Raw genomic sequence first — 18,310 nt, forward strand, 5'->3', positions numbered from 1 at the left:
CAGCGGAATGCGTGATCAGCGCTTCCTTCTCGGATGACCGGCACAAGGGCAGACCATTGCGACGGGCCTGGCTGCCCGCAGGCGTAAGACGTACCCGGACCGAGACGATTCCATTTCGCCACCGACCAGAGCTCTCTTTGGCAAGTGCGGGCGCGGGGCTGCTGCCTCTGCTGCTGGTGCTTGCCTTCCTCCTGTTTGCCGGCACCGCCCAGGCGCAGATCACCATTCCCGGCCAGCAAAGCGGCACGCAACCGAGCACGGCCGCATCTCCGGCACCGTCGGTGGATGATCTGATCCGGCTGCTGGAGAACGATCAAGCCCGCGCCGAGCTGATCGCCCGGCTGCGCGCCGTGGCCGAGGGCGAGAAGGGCCAGACGGCGGAGGCGGTGGCCGATCCCACCTTCGCCCGCCACATCGCCGAATATACGCAGATGGTGGCGGAGCAGGGCGCGGATGCCATGCAAGCCATCGGTGGCATCCTGGCCGAGACCGGCCGCATCTTCGCCGGTTCAACCCGAGCGAATTTCAGCCGGCTGTGGAACGTCATCGGCAATGTCGCCCTGGTGGGACTGGCCCTCGTGGGCGCCTTCATGGTCGTTCGGATCATCACCGGGCACCTCACCTCCGGCATTGCCGCACGCGCCCCGGCGCGCGGGTGGCTTGGTCGAACCATGCTGCTGATCGCGGCGATCCTGATCGAGAGCCTCGGCGTGATCGTTGCCTGGGCCGCGGGCTACGTGGTCGCCCTCAACGTGGTCGGCGGCACCGGCCGCATGGGGATCAACCAGAGCCTGCTGCTTAACGCCTTCCTCGCCGTCGAGCTCGTCAAGGTTCTCCTGCGGGCCCTGCTGGAGCCGGACCGCCCCGCTTTGCGCCTGGCACCCTTGAGCGATACCACGGCCACATATTGGTATTTCTGGGCGAGCCGCATCGTCTCCATGCTGGGCTACACCTTCATGTTCGTGGCGCCCATCATCGCCGCCAGCGTTTCCTTTGCCGCCGCGCAGGCCATACGAATTCTCGTCGTGCTCACGATCATCATCATGGCGGTGATCATCGTGCTGCAGAACCGTGACCGGGTCCGCGCGGTGCTCTCCCAGCGCGCCGCCGCTGGCCGCGACGACGTCCTTTCGCGCAGCCTTGCCTTCCTCGGCCGCTACTGGCACATCCTCGCCATCGTCTATCTGGTGGGGCTCTTCCTGGCCTGGCTCGCCAACCCGGACGAGGCGCTGCCCTATATCGTCGGGGCAACGGCCGAAAGCGTGGTTGCCGCCGCAGTCGGCGCCGTGGTCATCACCTTCATCGCCCGCTTCGTATCGGTGGGCATGCGGCTTCCGCCCGAGGTGAAGGAGCGCCTCCCGTTGCTGGAGCGGCGGCTGAATGCGTTCGTGCCCCGGACCCTTCAGGTCGTGCGCACCATCGTGCTCGTGGCGGTGCTCATCGCCATCGCCCAGGCGTGGGGGCTTATCGACTTCATCGGCTGGGTCGCCAGCGACGTGGGGCGACGCGTCACCGGCTCGGTGATATCGGCAGCGCTCATCGTGCTGGTCGGCTTTGCGATCTATCTCGCCGTCTCGTCCTGGGTCGAATATCGGCTCAACCCGAACTACGGCACCGTTCCAACCGCGCGCGAGCGAACCTTGCTCGCCTTGTTCCGCAACGCCTTCACCATCGCGCTTTGCGTGCTCGTGCTCATGCTGGCCCTCGCGCAGCTCGGCGTGAACATCGCGCCGCTGCTCGCCGGTGCCGGCGTGCTCGGCCTCGCCATCGGCTTCGGCGCCCAGAAGCTCGTGCAGGACATCATCACCGGCGTGTTCATTCAGTTCGAGAACGCGATGAACGAAGGGGACGTCGTGACGGTCGGCAACTTCTCGGGGGTGGTGGAGCGGCTCACGATCCGTTCCGTGTCGATCCGCTCCCTGGACGGCACGCTGCACCTCGTTCCGTTCTCCTCAGTCGATTCCGTTTCCAACATGACGAAGGGCTTCTCCTATCACATCGCCGAGATCGGCGTCGCCTATCGGGAGGACATCGCGGAGGTCAAAGAGGCGATGCAGGACGCGTTCGACCAGCTGCTCGAGACGGAGCACAAGGACCATATCATCGGTCCGCTCGAGATGCATGGCGTCACGGCGTTCGGCGACAGCGCGGTGATGGTGAGGGCCAGGATCAAGACCATGCCCGGGCAGCACTGGGCTATCGGCCGTACCTATAACGAGTTGATCAAGCAGATCTTCGATGCGCGCGGCATCGAGATTCCGTTCCCGCATATCACGCTGTACATGGGCGAAGACAAGCAGGGCAAGGCCCCGCCGCTGAATGTGAAGGAACTGCCCCGGCCGTCGTCAGATCAGGGCCGTGCTGCTGGTCGCGGCCAACTCGGCGATGTCGCCGAGCAAACGGGCGGGACACAAGGCGTTCGCATGAAGCGGCGCAGCGAGTAAGGTGATAAGCGGTCGGCCGGCATACAGGCCGAGGCCCTATGGGCCAATACCTCATGGGGAGGGGAGAGCGAGATGGCAAAGGGCTTCTTTGGCGAACCGTTCTTCATGGATGGTGAAGCGGGCCTGCAGAGTCCATTTGGCGACCTCAGACGCTATCAGGCAGAGAAGCCGGTCTATTACCATCCGCCGCTGCAGCAGTGGTTCGTCTTCGCCTATGACGACGTGGCGGCGCTGTTCAGGGATGCTCGCTTGAGCTCCGAACGGATGAAGGGCTTCGTCGACCAAGCGCCTGAGGCGGTGCGGGAGGCGCTTCGGGACATTGCGCCGATGTTCCGGTCCTGGGTGCTGATGAGCGATGAACCCCAGCACATGCGCCTACGGCATCTCATCAATCTCGGTTTCAACGCGTCCGCCATCGAAGCGCTGCGTCCGACGATCGAAAGATCAACGGACGAGCTTCTCGGGGCGATGCGCGGAGGCCGGTCCTTCGACGTTTGCGGCGAGTTCGCGTTCCTGCTTCCGGCTTACGTGCTTTCCGATTTTCTGGGCGTGCCTCCGAAGGACCGGGATCTCATTGTGCAATGGTCGGTCGATTTCATCGACTTCTTCAACATCTTTCCGATCACGGTCGACAGCGCCACCCGGATGGTGAACAGCGCGCGGGCGATGGAGGCGTATACGCTCGATCTGCTGGCCGCGCGGAGGCGCCATCCCCGAGACGACTTTCTCGGCACCCTGAGCAGTTATGTCGGCACGCCGGATGGACCGACCAACGAGGAGATCGTGGGCAATTCGATGCTGCTTCTGCTTGCCGGCCACGTGGCGGTGCGGAATCTCATCGGCAATGTCGTCTATCTCTTGGCTACATGGCCGCAGGAAAGAGCGCGGCTTGACGCCGATCCGAACCTGCTCAACAGCGCAATCGAGGAAACGCTGCGGTTCGAGCCGCCCATCACTTTGATTCCGCGGATCGCGCGGGAGCCGGTCGAGGTTGGAAACGAGACCATTCCCGCAGGCGCCGTCGTGCAGTTGAGCATTGCCGCCGCCAATAGGGACCCGGCGCATTTTCCGGATCCCGACCGGTTCGACATTGCGCGCAACCCCAAACGCATCCTCAGCTTCGGGCATGGGCCCCATGGATGTGCCGGCGTGCATCTCGCCCGCCTGCAAACCCAGATTGCCGTAGGCGCACTGCTGGCCCGCTTTCCCCGCTTCAAGCTGGACGAGGAGCAGCCGATCACCTGGTACCGGACGGCCGCCAATAGGGGACCCATCAATCTCCCGATCGTCGCGTGAGGATCCGCGCCGAATGCGCTTCGGGTCCTTCTATCGCTGAAGGAAGTCGACCAGCAGGCGCGTGACCTCCTCCGGTGCATCCTCCATGAGGAAGTGGCCGCCGCCTTCAACGAGGTGGACATCGGCGTTCCGGATGTAGCGCTGCAGCCGGGCCGCCTGATCCACCGGAATCCAGGTGTCCTCAGTTCCCCAGATGATGCGGACGGGGACGTCCGTGGGCCCCAGCGCCGCCTCCAGCCTGGCAATGTGCTCATCGGCAATCTGAGCCACGCGGTTGTACCACATGGCCTGCCCCTTCTCGCCTCGCCATGGCTTCATGTAGGCTTCGAATGCCTCTTCGCTCAGCGGCCGGTGGGTGGTCGAGCGAATGCGCGCCGTCGCGATCAGCTCGTAGAGCGCGTAGGGCATGGTGCGATAGGCTTCGATGTATTTCTGCGCATGCTTCGTCGCCGCCGTCACGCAGGGTAGCATCATTGCCGCGCTGATCAGCGCCATTCTGTCGAAGCGGCAACCCTCGAAGTAATAGGCGGACATACCATAGGTATTGCCGATATCGTGAAAGATGCCGGCGGGGCGCTCCAGCTTCCAGTGCTCGAGCAGGCTGCGCAGAACCCTGCTCTGCATGGGATCGCTGACATCCATCCCCTCGCGCTGCTCCGACGCGCCTTGGCCGGGCAGATCGTAGACGTGGACCCGATGCGTTTGCGCCAGGGTTGGCACGATATTGCGCCAGATATAGGAGTTGCCTGGAAAGCCGTGGACCAGAACGACGGGTTTGCCCTCGCCGAACACCTCATAGGCGATCTCGACCCCCTCGACCGTAACGCGACGATTCAGTTGCCAAGCGGATGCCATGTCTTCGCCCTGTCCATGTAACCGTCAAACGATCTTAAGATGGGTACATGCTTGAAATGTAACTCGTCAAGCCAATTTTGGTGGTACTGAGATCGCGAGATGACAGAGACCGCCTTCAATTCCCTGGAGCCGTCCGGCCGGCTTTGCCTGGACTTCATCAACACGGTGCATTGGCGTGAAGCCGCGCAGCCCGTGGAACGGCTGGGCTGTTTCGCCGATCTGGTTGAATGGGCGCGGCAGATGGAGTTGTTGAGCCCTTCGGCGGCTCGCGAGGCTCTCGAACGCGCCAGGACATTGCCAGATCAGGATCGCGGGACGTTGAGGCACGCGATGAGCTTTCGCGAGACGCTCTATCGCATCTTCATCGCGACAATCCGAGGACAGGCGCCGGAGCCTGCCGATCTCGAGGTCCTGACGCGAATGGCCGGCCAAGCCGCCATCGCCAGTGTGCTTGTCCCGCACGGCAGCCATTTCGTTCTGCGACGGCCTGATGCGGACGCCGATCTCGATTCCATGCTCGCCACGATCGCGGTTTCGGCCATGGAGCTGCTCACCTCGCCGGATCTGCGCCGCGTCCGCCAGTGCGCCGACGATCGGGGCTGCGGCCTGCTGTTCTTCGACTCCAGCAAGAACCAAACGCGGCGCTGGTGCTCCATGGGGATTTGCGGCAACCGTGCGAAGCGTCGCCGCAATTATCACCGGCATCGGCGGTGAACACATTGCTCCCGCGGCGCGCCCCAATTTTGGTCACAGAGATAGCCAATGACCGACGGATTGGCGCCATGGACAATGCTTGCCTGGCAGACGGCTCCTCCAAATCAGATGAAAGGGATTTATGGTGACTGACCTGACCTCGACACCAAGCCTCAATGAGGGCCATCCTGACGGCAGTCCTCTGGAAGACCACACAGCTGATCAATCTTCTGCATCCAAGCCGGTGGTCTTCTCGAACTGGGATGAAGACCCGAACCAATGCATTGAAGTGCAGGTGATGAGGGACGATTTTCAGTTGGAAGGCCTGTACTTTATCGGGAGCGATCAGTTCAGCGGCCGGGCTGGCGAGGTGCAAGTGACGCAAGAGGGCAACGGCCTCCAGCGCATTGCCATCGATCTTGATGGTGGTGGCCCGTCGGACGAGGGGCAGGAGGTCGAATTCTATATCGAGACAGCGCGACCTGTGGACGAGAGCATGGTCAAGCTCGTGCAACAGGATTCCTTTTCCACGCTGTAATCTTCAGAGCCGGTCGCGGGCCAGCAGGCGCGATCTCACCAGCGTGCCAGACGGTTCGCGGCGGCAGCTCCGAGGAAAGCGAGGCCGGCGATTGCAATCGTGTACCAAGCCGCAAGAAAGAGCGGGGAATCGTCGGGACAATGGGCGGCGTAAAAGGCTGCCGCCAGACCACCCGCGGCCAGCCCGGCGGCAGCGCCGGCCAGCGCCGGTCGCGTCGGCGCGCCATGGCGCAGCACGAACATGAAGACGGCGAGCGGCCCGATGCCGATCAGGGGAACGTAGACAAGGCACACCCTGCTGTTCGTCCCGATCATGGCAGCCTGCCAAGCCTCCGGCGGCAGAACGATCAGCTCCGCCATCACAGCCCCTGCCAAAAGGGCGGGTGCGGCCGCAAGATAGGGCAGCACCCGGCGCCAAGGCTCGCCCGGTTGCGAAAGCATCCGCACGAAGGCGAAGGCCGTTGCCGCCAGCGTGCCGGTCACCACAAGCTTGAAGAGGAAACGCACCGTGCCCAGGGCAATGGCGATGTCCGGGCGGGGACCGAGCGTTGCAAGGAACACACCGGCTGCGATGGCGGCCGCAATCGCTGCGCCTCCCCACCAGGTGGCCGAAAACGAAACCGCACGGGGCCGTGCGTTCGTCGCGAGTGTCTGGATGAGCTCGTTGGTGTCCATATCAGCTCCGTCCGAAACGCCTGGCGATTGCAGCCAGGCCGCGATGCAGCGCAACCCTTACTGCCGCCTCACTCATGCCGAAACGTCGAGCGGTCTCGCCGATCGAGTGGCCATCCACGGAAACTGCCGCCACGACCGAGCGCTGGCCCGGCGCCAGATGGTCGAGTGCGCGGTCGATTTCCCACGGTCGGGCAGCTTCCGCGACGGGTTCTGCCACGCTTTCGGCGATCTCGTCGATGCCGATCTCCACGTGACGCCCGCGGCGGCGAAGGGCATCAACGATCTTGTAGCGCACGATCGCAAAGAGCCACGGGGTCACGGGCGCGTCCTCGCGCCAGGTATGCCGCTTCAGGTGGATCGCCAGAAGGGTTTCCTGCACGATATCCTCCGGATCGATCTGCCCTCGCCCGACTTTTCGCCTCGCGAGGCCGCGTGCCAACCGGGCGGCGTGGCGAAGAAAATCCTCGTATGCCCTTTCGTCGCCAGCGATCGCTGCACGCAGGAGCCGGGAAAGCTCGTCTTCGCTCCTGCGGTCCATGAGCGTCTTCCTCCCACTACGCTCTTGCGCTGTCTTTTGTTACGCCGCCGCGGAAATTTCTGCCAAGGCAAGGGCCAGGCGATCACGAAATCGTGTGCACCAATGGATGTAACGGTCGGCCTCTCGCGATCGAACTCCTCGATGCGTGCCGAGACAAGGCGGGCACGCCCTGGCGAACCCAAGAGAGGAGATATGGCTATGAGATCGACCGTCAGCTCGGCCGCACTGGCCGGCGCCGTCGCGATGGCGCTGACGTCCCTGGCTGCGGCCGCGCCGCTCAGCGAGGCGCAAGTGAAGGCGGCCATGGATGCCGGCAAAGAGAAATGCTACGGCGTCGCGCTCAAGGGCCAGAACGACTGCGCCGCGGGGCCCGGCACGACCTGCCAAGGCACCTCCACCGTCGATTATCAGGGCAATGCCTGGAAATTCGTGGATGGCGGCACCTGCGCCACGATGCAGCTGCCCGGCGGCCGCACCGGCTCTCTCGAGCCTTTGGACCGCGATCGTCCGATGTGACGAACGTCCGGAAAGCGGGAGAACGCCATGAGCGAATTGGCATGTCCGGACCCCGGCGCAACCGCGGTGACCCGCTTTCCGGGCTATTCGGCCGCCGGGCTGGCCGGCACCAGCTTCAAGCCCGAGCATTTGCCGGCCATTCTGGCCGAAGGCAGGCAGCGCGGTTTCTTTGAAGTTCATGCAGAAAACTATATGGGCGCCGGCGGGCCGCCACATGCGGCGCTCGCCCGCATCCGGCGCGACCATCCGGTATCGCTGCACGGGGTGTGCATGTCGCTGGGCGGCCCGCAGCCGCTCGACAAGGCGCACCTTTCCCGGTTCAAGGCGCTGATCGAGCGCTATGAGCCGGCACTGGTGTCCGAGCACCTCGCCTGGTCGACCCATTCAAGCACCTATTTCAACGATCTGCTGCCTCTTCCCTACACCGAGGCGACGCTGGCCCGGGTCGCCGAGCATATCGAGGAGATGCAGGAGGCGATCGGCCGCGCAATTCTGCTGGAGAACCCCTCGACCTACGTTCTCTTCCGGGAATCGACGATGGGAGAGACGGAGTTCATCCGCCGGCTGGTGCGGCGCACAGGCTGTGGGCTTCTGCTGGACGTCAACAACGTCTTCGTCTCGGCCACCAATCACGGCTATTCGGCTCTTGCCTACCTCGCCGACTTTCCGCTGGAGCATGTGGGCGAAATCCACCTCGCCGGCCATGCCCAGCAGGAAGATGACGAGGGCGATCTGCTGCTCATCGACAGCCATGACGGACCGGTGGCCGATGCCGTGTGGAAGCTGTTCGAGATCGTCATCGGCAGATGCGGGCCGATCCCGACATTGATCGAATGGGACAGCGCCGTTCCAGACTGGGCCGTGCTCAAGGCCGAAGCCGCTGCCGCACAAGCCATTCTCGATCGCCACGCGGCGCGCAACACCTCGGAGGCAGCCCATGCCGCCGCGTGAGATCGATTTTGGCGAGACTGGCGATGCACCGGGCTACGCAGAGGCGTTCGCCGGTGGATTGCTCGATCCGATGCGCCCTCCGCCGGACAGGATTTGCGGGCCGCACGGCAAGGCGGTGGCGAAGCGGTATGCGGTCTATCGAAACAACGTCACGGTCAGCCTGATCGAGGCGCTGGCGGCTGTTTTTCCGGCGACACGGCGGATTACCGGCGCCGACTTCTTTCGCGCCATGGCGCGCGCCCATGTGCGGGAAACGCCGCCGAGCTCACCGCTTCTCTGGGAATATGGCCACGCTTTTCCGGATTTCATTGCCCGCTACGAGCATGCACGCCCGATGCGATGGCTGGCGGATGTGGCGCGGCTCGAGCGGGCGTGGCTCGACGCCTATCACGCCGCCGATGCGGCGCCGCTCACAGCGCAGTCGCTGGCCGCAATCCCGCCAGAACAGCTCGCCGGGACGCGCTTCACCCCGCATCCGGCGACCCGTGTGGTGCGCTCTTCCTTTCCCGCTGTCAGCATCTTCGCGGCGAACCGAAGCGACGGCCCCGTGGGTCGGATCGAAGCTGCGGAGCCCGAGGACGGGCTCGTCACGCGGCTTGGCCTGGAGGTGGCCGTGCGGCAGCTGCCACCCGGTGGGGCCTCCTTTCTCTGCCGCCTCATGGCCGGTCATCCACTCGGTGATGCGGCAGCGCAAGCTTTCGCCGAAAGCGTCCAATTCGATCTTGCCGCAAATATCGCTGGGGTGCTGGAGGCGGGGGCCTTCACGGCGGCGCACTGGGGGGCCGAATAATGGAACCCAAACTGGCCGCGGAAAGCACCGGACAGCGCGGCATCGCCGCACTTGCCGAGCGGGCGACCGGCGCTCTTCGCACCATCGCCCCGCCTTGGCTCACGCAGTTCGTGCTCAGATGCGCGCTTGCCGTTCCCTTCTGGCGGTCCGGCGTCAACAAATGGGACGGCTTCCTGCAGCTGAACGACGTTGCCGTGCTGCTTTTCACTTCGGAGCTCAAGCTGCATCTGCCAGGCGGTCCCTATGCCTTTCCCGCACCGGGCGTGATGGCGTTCGCCGCCGGTTCCGCCGAGATTGTCTTGCCCATTCTGCTTCTATTGGGCCTGGCGACGCGTGCCGCGGCCTTCGGCCTCCTTCTGATGACGCTGATCATCCAACTCACGGTTCCCGATGGATGGCCGCTGCATCTCACCTGGGCGGCAATGGCGCTCGCCGTGATGGCATGGGGGCCGGGCTGGCTTTCGGTCGACCAATGGCTTCGCGGCCGTTTGGCCTGACGGTCCGTGCTGGATACGGAACACACCACAGGAACGAGCGTGTAGTTAAATTTGTTTACAGATGTATTAGACTAAGGCGATATAAATACAATTTCCTTACGAAATATTTCTTATGTCTTTAATGCCGAAATAACGGTTGCTTTAGCCACGCAACGCTCACCGTCTTGCTGCTCTCCCTGCTCGGTAATATCGTAAGCAACCTCATCGATTGCCGCCAATAAGCTCTGTGTTTGGCTTCTGCTACACTTGGTTGCAGGTAATGCTTCATGTCCATTCATGAGAACTGCCGTGCTATTGTTCAGCAAGTCAGGCAGATGATGGATCGCAAGATCTGGAGCGACAGGCATCTCGATGGATCGCTTCGAGCGAACTCGCGTGCAGCCCAATCAACAGATCGGCCTGAGGCTATGACATCCGAGACCTATGCGGCCATAACCAAACCCGACGCAGATGATGCAGACGAAGCCTCAGATCGGGACGAGATGCGCAGGCCCGACACTATCCGCGAAACCTTGATCCCGCTTCATGCGGAAGAGCTCTCGGTCTCGAAGGAGAAGGTCGAAACCGGCCGGGTGCATGTCGGCACGGTAACGCGCACCCACGAGGCGCTCGTCGACGAGGAGCTTGCGAGCGATCACGTCCAGATCGAGAGGGTCGCGGTCAACGAGCCCGTGGACGCCGTTCCGCCGGTCCGGCAGGAGGGCAACGTCACCATCGTGCCGGTGCTCGAAGAAGTCTTGGTCCTCGAGCGCCGCCTCATGCTGAAGGAGGAAATCCACATCCGCCGCGTTCACACGACGGAAAGGCATCGGGAGAGCGTGACGCTGCGCCGCCAGGAGGCGGTGATCTCGCGCAGCCCTGCAGAGCCCCCGCCGGAGTGAAACCTTTCCAGCAAGAACTACCAAACCAACACTACAGAGGAGTAGACAAATGGCTTACCAAACTATCGTCGCTGTGTTCGACACGGCCGATCAAGCCGATGCCGCGGTGAAGGCGCTGAAAGCAGCCGGCTTCGCCGATGCTGACATCAGCGTGTTCGATAAGACCAGGCTGACCAATAACGGCAAGGGCAGTCTGTCTGAGCCAGGCTTGTGGAACCGCATTTTCGGCGACGACATCTTCGAGCATGAGGCGACGGTCTACAAGCAAGCGATCGATCGCGGCGGCGCTGTTGTCTCGTTGCGGACGGTGGACAACGAAGTCGCCCACGCAACGGGCATTCTCGACCTGCACCGCCCGATCGACGTTCATGATCGCGCAATCACCAGCGGCATCGCGCCGGCTGCCTTCGTGGAGACCGCCGCCAAGACCGCTGCCGCGGCCCCCCTGCCAAGCGACCAGAAAGTTGCGGTGACGCCCAAGCTCGCCGACGCGCATAACGATGTGCTGCGGCTGGCGGAGGAGCAGCTTAATGTCGGCAAGCAGATGGTCGAGACCGGGCGGACACGGGTTCGCCGCTTCGTCACTGAACGTCCGGTCTCGGCGGATGTCACTCTGCACGAGGAGCACGCAGATGTCATCCGCAAGGCCGTTACCGACCCGACCTATGTCGGGGACATCGATTGGGCCGACAACACCATCGAGGTCGTCGAGACGGCCGAGCATGCTCTGGTGAACAAGACAGCGCGGATCGTCGAGGAGGTCTCGCTGAAGCTCACCGGCAGCGACCACGTGGAGACCGTTCACGACAAGGTTCGCCGCCAGCAGGTCGAGGTCGAACGGGTACCGGCGGGTGCGATGTCGCCTGCGGGAACGCAGACTTCGCCCATGGCCGCCAAGCCAATGTGACATCAAGATGTCCGGGGCCGAAGCGACTTTCGGCTCCGGACCCTTCCTGGCGCTGGCAGAGCGCCATCGCGCCTCATCCCGCAGAGCGACGCTAGCGCAAATCCTCATGTCGAAACTCAGCTCAACCCGAAGGGGAGCCGCGCCGCCGTCGGTCTCCCGATTGGCGATTCTGGTCGCGACATTCTGGCTGTTTCTGCCAGGTGTCGGCTTCTGTCAGGTGGCGGAGCAGCCCACATCGCCGTCGGCCACCGCTACTTTGACTGTCGGCACGAAAGAGGCGCCTCCCTTTGCCATGAAGACGCCCTCAGGCGAATGGGAGGGGATCAGCATCGACTTGTGGCGCCGCATCGCCGACGAGCTGGGCCTGAAATATCAGTTCAAAGAGGAAAGTCTTCCGGGCCTCCTCAAGGGATCCGCAGACGGCAGCCTCGATGCGGCGGTGGGCGCGCTCACGATTACCGCCGAGCGGGAGCAGAGGTTCGATTTTTCCCAGCCGTTCTACGAAACTGGCCTGAGCATCGCGGTCCACAAGGAACACATGAACTGGTGGTCCGTCATTCAGAGCATCTTTTCCAAGAACCTGCTCTTGGGTGTGCTGGGGCTGCTCGGCGTTCTGATGACGGTCGGCACGATCCTCTGGCTTCTCGAGCGGCGCAAGAACCATCATTTCGACGGTGGCCTCGCAGGCTTCTTCTCGGGCCTGTTATGGTCGGCAACCACCGCGGCCGGCCATCCGCATCACAAGGCGCCCAACACCATTGCCGGAGAGTTGCTGGCGATTGCTTGGATGCTCACCTCCGTGCTCCTGATCTCGACCTTCACGGCGCTGATCGCCTCGGCCTTGACGACCACCCAGCTGCGCGGAACCATCCACGGGGTCGATGATCTTCGCTCAGTCCGCGTTGGGACCGTGAATGGCTCCGAAGCGGGTGACTATCTGCATGGTCAACGGATAAACTTTCGTCCGTTTACCGATTTGAATTCGGGGCTGGCCGCGTTGAAGGACCGGCAGATCGATGCGTTCGTCTACGACCGTCCTTTGCTCGCTTGGCAGATCACCCGCAATTTCCCGGACTCGCTGCAACTTCTCCAGCCGGTGTTCGACAAACAGACATATGGCATCGCCATGCCGACCGGGAGCAAGCTTCGCGAGGCGATCGACCGGGTGATCCTCAGCGAGACGCGCAGTGACTGGTGGGAAAAGACCACGTTCCGCTATATCGGCGAGAGCCCCGGCCATCGCGCGGAGCCTCCAAGCGAGGTCGCCCTGTTCGGGCATCGCCATCACTAAATATCACGTGGTGCTGGGACGCAATTTTAGAACAATTCGGTTGTTTCTGAATTTTATACATCGTACAGCTCTTAAACTTTCTATACCACAGGTTTGCGATTGTATTTAATGAAAATTGCAACGTTCTCTGTGTTGCAAAATGACAAAACCAACATGATTGACCAGAAATGATCCGTCGCGTCTCAGAATGAGCGCTGGGATAGACTCGCGGCCGTCCAATTTTGAGCTGACGCCGTCAAGAAGATGTCCGGGCGACATCCAGCCTGGCGGGCCCATCCAATCCCCATTTCCGAAGGTTATACGGACGGTGATGCCGTTGCGGTCCGGGCATTTCCCGGTCTCAACGGCCATTGCGCAGGCCGGCCCGCGGTCGATTTCAACGGCGGCAGAACAATACACTTGCTCAGTCGAGCGAGGACGGAACCACGGATCCGGCTCTGGCAAGCTTGTTGCAAGCAAGTCGGACCATGAAGAACCGCATCAATTGGCGTGAAAGCCGCGTAGATCAGAATTACCTCTGCTTCCCCTGGGATGAAGTCTTCCCAGAGGGTAAGGCCAGTGGTCGCGCGTCTCTCGTGAATCGCGCGATGCGGGCAGTTCTTCCCCACGGACCAACGCGCGCTCGTTCAACCCTCGCCCCCAGTTCTTACGGCCTCGGGACGGGCGCAGTGGCGCATCACGCGAGCGCGCTGGCACCCGAGGCGGGGTGCTCGCGTTTCGCTGCTGGCTTCCTTCACCCCAGCGAAGCGGAACGCCGGCGCGGGGGGGCTGAGTTTTGGCCATTCGGAGGACAGGCATGATCAATCCGACTGAGAAAGACATGTGGCGGCCGGTTATCTACACGGCCAATGGACCCGGCGTGGAGCCGGAGGTCGGCGTTATCGCGTCCATCACAGAGCATTTCGTGCGGGTGCACTTCCGGGGCGAGCCCAACCCTGCAGCGTGCCTGCGCGAGAACCTGGTTTGGGAGACCGACTGGAGGGTACAGCAGTGAAGTCACCTTACCGCTTGATCGCCTCTACCCGTTTCGGCGTGTTTAGCTGCGGCGCGGTTGCTGGGGCCGTTATGCTGCTGGCTGGCATGATGATGGCGCAGGCGCTGACGGCCAAGGGGTCGCAGCATCACTACAATCCGAAGGTCATCACGGATCGGATCGTGCCGAGCTGAGGCTGCTCGCGAGACCAGATCGGGCCGTGAGCACCACCGCGTCCTGTGGGCTTTAACCCGCTCAATGGCTTTGCTGTTCGTCGACAAGGATCGGATTGGCGTTGTTGCGGTGCTGCGCTGCCAGTTCCACGGCGGCCCGGTATTCCTCTGAGACCACAATGGCCACATCGGCGTGACTGATATCGGACGCCTCAGGATGCTTTGCCAAAAGGTGTTCCGCGCTCCTTGCCGGGTCAAGCGCCCGGTCCGACTTTGCCGCCTTATTCACGAGATCCGCAATGTCCACGGCTAGCGGCAGTTTCGGCATCTGTTACTCCTGCTTGTCGGCGCCCAGCCACGCGTTCTGCTCCGTCAAGGGCCTTCGCGTCATCGCGCTCGGTGCGGCTGCTTGGTTCCCGTACTGACCGCCCGGCCACTCCGCGCGCTCTCTGAAATACACGGCAGCGAAGCTCCCTAACGGAGTAACCACACCTGCCCAAGCTGGTTCCCAGACCCGCCGGCTGACGCAGCCGTCACAAGGCGCGAGATGCGCAGGGGCAGATCTCCACTATTGTGGCATAGCCGCCGCCGCTTGAGTATCTCAATGCGCTCTCTGGTTAATCGCTCGACTTTTAGTTGCAGAAATGCCACCGTCATTTCGCTCATCGAAGAATGGGAATGGGTCTCCCCGATCCTACGTAAGCTGTTGCTGGTTCGCGCAGCGTCTCGCCAGCAATCGGTCACTCTACGTGGTAGCTGTAGATATTCATCTGCAGAATGCCATCGGTATCGTCGGAGAATTCGAGTGTGAAGGTACTCGCCACCGGCTGGTTGGTGCCTTCGTAGCGGCGGCTGTGTATCGCGCGCAAGGTTACATCGAGCTGCTGATCGCTCATGGATCGGGAGATCCAATCGTCCGCAGCGCTGGCGTCAATCATTTCCCAAGTGCTGCCGGGCTCAGGCTTCAATCGAAGTTCGAAAACGCGATAACCTAGTCCGGATACCGATTGAAGATAATCTTCAATTGACGAGCGAATTTTGTCCGCGGCCTGGTCAGGATCGATCCATGTCGGGTCATCCCTGTGCTGCCTGCTGGCAAAGCCTTTAATATCCGTCTCGCGAGGCTTGATGCAGGTCGCGTTGCTCTTCCATGTGCCATAGTCCAAGAAAGCAAAGCGGTCGCTTTGATATTTTTGCGAGCAGTTGCCACGGATCTCCGAGTGGATGCCAAGGTTGAACGTATGCGCCGAGCTTCGGGTTAGCGCCTCCGGATCGAGGTGAAGGGTTTCCGTGAAGGACTGCACTTGGACGGCAAAGCGAATCTCGCCCTCCATATTCTCCTCCAAGGCCTCAGGGCGATACGCAAAGTCAATTTCGTGATCACCGGTCGTCAAGACGAGGCTGTGCCATTTATGCTGCTTCATGAAAGCAGTGAATGAGCTCATGGCCGGGGCTCCTGTCGTAGATTATCGGGAGAGCCCACGGCACATTGTACCGTAATAAAGGCCCGACCTCGCCAAGGTCACACTTCGGCGATCATACCCTTCACCAGGATGAAAGGCATGACGGACGGATCAATGGAAAATAAGGTCGTTATTGGGCCGAAACTGGTTTTCATCCCGATGATCCGCAATTATGCGAGCTCTCGCCCTCACCATTGGATTTGTCCCGAGAGGGAGAGATAGTGGTTTGTCTGCCTCGAGGCGTATTCGAAGCCGTAGCCGATGGCGAAGGTGACGGGGGCTTGGGGGGCCTCGGCGGCGAGGGCCAGGTTGGCGCGGAAGCGGTCCCTGCCCAGCTTGGCGCCCTCGGTTTGGAAGGGCAGGCCCTTGGCGCCGAGGAAGGCGGAGGCGACGGTGTCGTCGATATCGCCGAAGCCGCGGCCATAGGAGAGCATGAGTTCGGGCCGCAGGGCGAGATCGGCGAAGAGGGCGCCGGTGTCGGCGGGGACAAGGCTGGCGATATGGCCCTGCAGGCTGATGCCGACGACCGCCTCGGCGGAGGCGATGCTCTCGGCATGGACGTCGAGGCCGGCATTGCCGGCGCCCTTNAAGGTGCCATCGCTTGCCTGGTCGGCGGTGAGCGTCGCCCCGCTCAGGGCGATCTCGCCGCCGGACTCGGCGGTGACATTGCTCAAGCTAGCATTAAAGCCGTTGAGGTCGAGCCGGCCGTCCTCGCCGATATGGGTGGGGCCCGAGCCCAGCACATCCGCCGCGCCGAGCCGGAGAGTGCCTTCGGCGATATCGGTGCCCCCGGTATAGGTGTTCTCAGCCATCAGCACGACCGTGCCCGCCCCGCCCTTGGTAAGGCCGCCGCTGCCGGAAATAACGCTATCCACGGTGAGGGTGTGGCTGGCATCGGCAGAGAGGGTGCCGCCGCCGGTGCCAAGCGTGATGGCGCGGGCGGTGGTCATGTCCGCCGTGGCCAGCAGCTCGCCGCCATTGCTCAGCGAGACTGTCCCGGTGGAATGGCCGAGATTGTTGTCATTGGAGATGGAGACGGTGCCGCCCTCGACCTTGGTGCCGCCGATATAGGCATTGTTGCCGGAAAGCACGAGCGTGCCCGCGCCGGTCTTGGTGACGCCGGTGTCCTTGCCATCCCCGGCGGGATCGGCGGGGTCGTCCGCATCCTCATAACCCGGCGCATAGGCATCGCTGGCAATATCATCGCCAATAGTGACCGTCTCGCCGGCGCCGGGGGCGAAGCTTATTCCAGTCGTGCCATGCAGGTAGAAGCCACTGCCCAGCCCTAGCGCGCCAGCACCCCCTGCTGTCGCACTGCCATTCTCCACGCTGATATTGCCGGAAAAGCTGATCGACCCACCATCCTCGACGAACACAGCACCGCCAAACCCCGCGCCCGCGCCGCCGCTGTCCGTGCCATCCGCCCCGCCAAAGCCCCCTCGACCTACACTCCCATTGCCCTGTTTTCCGCCTCCACCAGCACCGAAGCCGCCGTGACCAGCATCATTACCGGCCCCATAGCCGCCACCCCCGCCACCGCCGAAACCACCATCTCCTGCCGGACCGTCCGTACTAAAGCCGGTACCGCCACCGCCTCCCCCGAAACCACCATTACCTCCCCCTGCATTACGACCACCACCACCGCCACCAGAAAAATCACCTCCAGTCGTCCCTGCAACGCCGATTCCACCGCCCAGTCCGGGATTAGGGCCTCCTCCATTGCCTCCATCGGTTGATGTCGAAGGCGTGCCGTTACTCCCAATTCCGTAACCGCCACCTCCGCCACCACCGCCACCGATATTGTTCGGTCCCCCCGATCCATTACTGCCGTTCCCCCCGTTCAGCCCACCACCGCCGCCACCTTCGCCGAAGCTACCTACAGGCGAGGGCGTGCTTCCCCCGGTCGCCTTGGCTCCGTCGAATGTTGTATTTGCAACCACGACATTTGCGCGCTTTCCAACAAATATTGCTCCGCCGGCACCCATGCCTCCCCCACCACTGGTTGACAAGCCGCTGTCGCCTCCCTGGGCATGAGCGTTCTGCAGCGTCAGGTTTGCAATCGAGACATCAATGGTATCGGGACTGCTGGACCCATCTGCCCGAGCGAAGAAGATGTTGTAGGTGTTCGCGCCATCGATCTTCACGCCGGTCGTGCCACCGTCGATCGTCACCGAATCCGAGATGATCGGCAGAGTACCCGTCAGCGTGATCGTCTGCCCGGCCAGGCTCGCATCGAACACGATCTCGTCGGCGCCGGCATTGGCATTTGCCTGGGCAATGGCCCAGCCCAGGGAGTTCTCGACGGTTGGATCGCCCGAGGCGCTGGTGACGGTGTAGGTGGCGCACACGGCCGGTCCCGCCATGATGGCGAGTGCGACCGCTGAACTGCTGGACAGAATGGCCAGGCGACGGAAACGCATAGGCATGGGGTCCCCTCGCGGCGGTAGAGCTGCTGCATGTCTCGTTAACACAATTAAAAGTTGTATTACCGGAGGGCAAACGCGCGGCATGAGGAAAGAGGAGCTGTGCGGAGATTTGTTTCCTTTCGTTGCCCCGCCGCCACGGGCGTCGCCATTGCCGGTGGGGGCGAGCCCCGCCCCGTATCACGCCTGCCACATTTTCAAAGGCTTAGAGCATTTTCGAGCGAAGTGGATACCGGTTCGCGTGAAGAAAATGCGACCAAGAAGAACTTAGAGCGGTTCCCCGATTCGAAGAAAAGCGGAAGCACTCTAGCGCGGGGGGAAACCGCAGGACACCCGACAACCGCGCGGGAGAGAAGGGCGAGGCTCCAAGCCGCACGCAGGCCTCTCGCCTCGCCAGTTTCGCCCTC

20 protein-coding genes are annotated in these 18,310 nt (G+C 62.7%); 13 read left to right on the forward strand and 7 right to left on the reverse strand.

The genetic code is table 11. The features are described 5' to 3' along the window. Positions 1 to 137 precede the first annotated feature (137 nt). Positions 138 to 2,444 (forward strand): mechanosensitive ion channel domain-containing protein, encoded by a 2,307-nt coding sequence (locus E4P09_RS13970; protein ID WP_137390172.1) that lies wholly within the window; start codon positions 138 to 140, stop codon positions 2,442 to 2,444. 72 nt (positions 2,445 to 2,516) lie between these two features. Beyond that, complete coding sequence (locus tag E4P09_RS13975) at positions 2,517 to 3,740, forward strand: cytochrome P450 (protein WP_137390173.1); 1,224 nt, start codon at positions 2,517 to 2,519, stop codon at positions 3,738 to 3,740. 30 nt (positions 3,741 to 3,770) lie between these two features. Here E4P09_RS13975 and E4P09_RS13980 read toward each other — a convergent pair whose 3' ends face one another. After that, positions 3,771 to 4,595 carry an alpha/beta fold hydrolase gene (locus E4P09_RS13980; protein WP_137390174.1) on the reverse strand — a complete coding sequence of 275 codons (825 nt, stop codon included), beginning with the start codon at positions 4,593 to 4,595 and terminating at the stop codon, positions 3,771 to 3,773. A gap of 99 nt (positions 4,596 to 4,694) precedes the next feature. Here E4P09_RS13980 and E4P09_RS13985 point away from each other — a divergent pair, with 99 nt between their 5' ends. Together E4P09_RS13985 and E4P09_RS13990 are read left to right on the forward strand one after the other, a co-directional pair. Beyond that, on the forward strand, positions 4,695 to 5,309 hold the full coding sequence (locus E4P09_RS13985; protein WP_137390175.1) for a CGNR zinc finger domain-containing protein: 615 nt from the start codon (positions 4,695 to 4,697) through the stop codon (positions 5,307 to 5,309). A gap of 121 nt (positions 5,310 to 5,430) precedes the next feature. Next, the gene (locus tag E4P09_RS13990) at positions 5,431 to 5,826 is read left to right on the forward strand and encodes a hypothetical protein (protein ID WP_137390176.1); all 396 of its coding nucleotides are present in this window, start codon (positions 5,431 to 5,433) and stop codon (positions 5,824 to 5,826) included. Positions 5,827 to 5,861: 35 nt separating this feature from the next. Here E4P09_RS13990 and E4P09_RS13995 read toward each other — a convergent pair whose 3' ends face one another. Both E4P09_RS13995 and E4P09_RS14000 read right to left on the reverse strand, forming a co-directional pair. Continuing rightward, positions 5,862 to 6,500: an NrsF family protein gene (locus E4P09_RS13995; RefSeq protein WP_137390177.1), complete on the reverse strand. Its 639-nt coding sequence runs from the start codon at positions 6,498 to 6,500 to the stop codon at positions 5,862 to 5,864. A gap of 1 nt (position 6,501) precedes the next feature. After that, entirely contained in the window at positions 6,502 to 7,038 is a 537-nt protein-coding gene (locus E4P09_RS14000) for a sigma-70 family RNA polymerase sigma factor (protein WP_137390178.1), read from the reverse strand. 192 nt (positions 7,039 to 7,230) lie between these two features. Between E4P09_RS14000 and E4P09_RS14005 the strand changes: the two genes are divergently transcribed. From E4P09_RS14005 to E4P09_RS14020, 4 genes are read left to right on the forward strand one after another with little or no spacing between them, the layout of a single operon-like run. Then, complete coding sequence (locus E4P09_RS14005; protein ID WP_137390179.1) at positions 7,231 to 7,554, forward strand: BufA1 family periplasmic bufferin-type metallophore; 324 nt, start codon at positions 7,231 to 7,233, stop codon at positions 7,552 to 7,554. 27 nt (positions 7,555 to 7,581) lie between these two features. Further along, on the forward strand, positions 7,582 to 8,505 hold the full coding sequence (gene bufB, locus E4P09_RS14010) for an MNIO family bufferin maturase (protein ID WP_137390180.1): 924 nt from the start codon (positions 7,582 to 7,584) through the stop codon (positions 8,503 to 8,505). Next, positions 8,492 to 9,295 (forward strand): HvfC/BufC N-terminal domain-containing protein, encoded by an 804-nt coding sequence (locus tag E4P09_RS14015; RefSeq protein WP_137390181.1) that lies wholly within the window; start codon positions 8,492 to 8,494, stop codon positions 9,293 to 9,295. The genes bufB and E4P09_RS14015 overlap by 14 nt, the downstream gene beginning before the upstream one ends. Further along, positions 9,295 to 9,792, forward strand: coding sequence for a DoxX family protein (locus tag E4P09_RS14020; protein WP_137390182.1), 498 nt, complete (start codon positions 9,295 to 9,297; stop codon positions 9,790 to 9,792). The genes E4P09_RS14015 and E4P09_RS14020 overlap by 1 nt, the downstream gene beginning before the upstream one ends. Before the next feature lie 110 nt (positions 9,793 to 9,902). Here E4P09_RS14020 and E4P09_RS14025 read toward each other — a convergent pair whose 3' ends face one another. Next, entirely contained in the window at positions 9,903 to 10,139 is a 237-nt protein-coding gene (locus E4P09_RS14025; protein WP_137390183.1) for an adenine nucleotide alpha hydrolase family protein, read from the reverse strand. 60 nt (positions 10,140 to 10,199) lie between these two features. Here E4P09_RS14025 and E4P09_RS14030 point away from each other — a divergent pair, with 60 nt between their 5' ends. From E4P09_RS14030 to E4P09_RS25995, 5 genes are all read left to right on the forward strand, one after another. After that, positions 10,200 to 10,673 carry a YsnF/AvaK domain-containing protein gene (locus E4P09_RS14030; RefSeq protein WP_239025176.1) on the forward strand — a complete coding sequence of 158 codons (474 nt, stop codon included), beginning with the start codon at positions 10,200 to 10,202 and terminating at the stop codon, positions 10,671 to 10,673. A gap of 49 nt (positions 10,674 to 10,722) precedes the next feature. Beyond that, positions 10,723 to 11,580, forward strand: coding sequence for a DUF2382 domain-containing protein (locus tag E4P09_RS14035; RefSeq protein ID WP_137390184.1), 858 nt, complete (start codon positions 10,723 to 10,725; stop codon positions 11,578 to 11,580). A 106-nt stretch (positions 11,581 to 11,686) separates the two neighbouring features. Then, positions 11,687 to 12,871: a transporter substrate-binding domain-containing protein gene (locus E4P09_RS14040; RefSeq protein WP_275406467.1), complete on the forward strand. Its 1,185-nt coding sequence runs from the start codon at positions 11,687 to 11,689 to the stop codon at positions 12,869 to 12,871. Between the two features lie 796 nt (positions 12,872 to 13,667). Continuing rightward, positions 13,668 to 13,865 carry a hypothetical protein gene (locus E4P09_RS14045; RefSeq protein ID WP_137390186.1) on the forward strand — a complete coding sequence of 66 codons (198 nt, stop codon included), beginning with the start codon at positions 13,668 to 13,670 and terminating at the stop codon, positions 13,863 to 13,865. Then, the gene (locus E4P09_RS25995; protein WP_170984421.1) at positions 13,862 to 14,038 is read left to right on the forward strand and encodes a hypothetical protein; all 177 of its coding nucleotides are present in this window, start codon (positions 13,862 to 13,864) and stop codon (positions 14,036 to 14,038) included. Before E4P09_RS14045 ends, E4P09_RS25995 begins: the two co-directional genes overlap by 4 nt. Positions 14,039 to 14,099: 61 nt before the next feature. Here E4P09_RS25995 and E4P09_RS14050 read toward each other — a convergent pair whose 3' ends face one another. The 3 genes from E4P09_RS14050 to E4P09_RS26710 form a co-directional block, all read right to left on the reverse strand. Continuing rightward, a complete protein-coding gene (locus tag E4P09_RS14050; RefSeq protein WP_137390187.1) occupies positions 14,100 to 14,345 on the reverse strand; it encodes a hypothetical protein in 246 nt (81 codons plus the stop codon). A gap of 412 nt (positions 14,346 to 14,757) precedes the next feature. Beyond that, positions 14,758 to 15,462, reverse strand: coding sequence for a hypothetical protein (locus tag E4P09_RS14055; RefSeq protein WP_137390188.1), 705 nt, complete (start codon positions 15,460 to 15,462; stop codon positions 14,758 to 14,760). Between the two features lie 206 nt (positions 15,463 to 15,668). Beyond that, positions 15,669 to 17,990 carry an autotransporter-associated beta strand repeat-containing protein gene (locus E4P09_RS26710; RefSeq protein WP_428977708.1) on the reverse strand — a complete coding sequence of 774 codons (2,322 nt, stop codon included), beginning with the start codon at positions 17,988 to 17,990 and terminating at the stop codon, positions 15,669 to 15,671. Between the last annotated feature and the right edge of the window lie 320 nt (positions 17,991 to 18,310).

Source organism: Rhodoligotrophos defluvii (assembly GCF_005281615.1).
Lineage (GTDB): Bacteria > Pseudomonadota > Alphaproteobacteria > Rhizobiales > Im1 > Rhodoligotrophos > Rhodoligotrophos defluvii.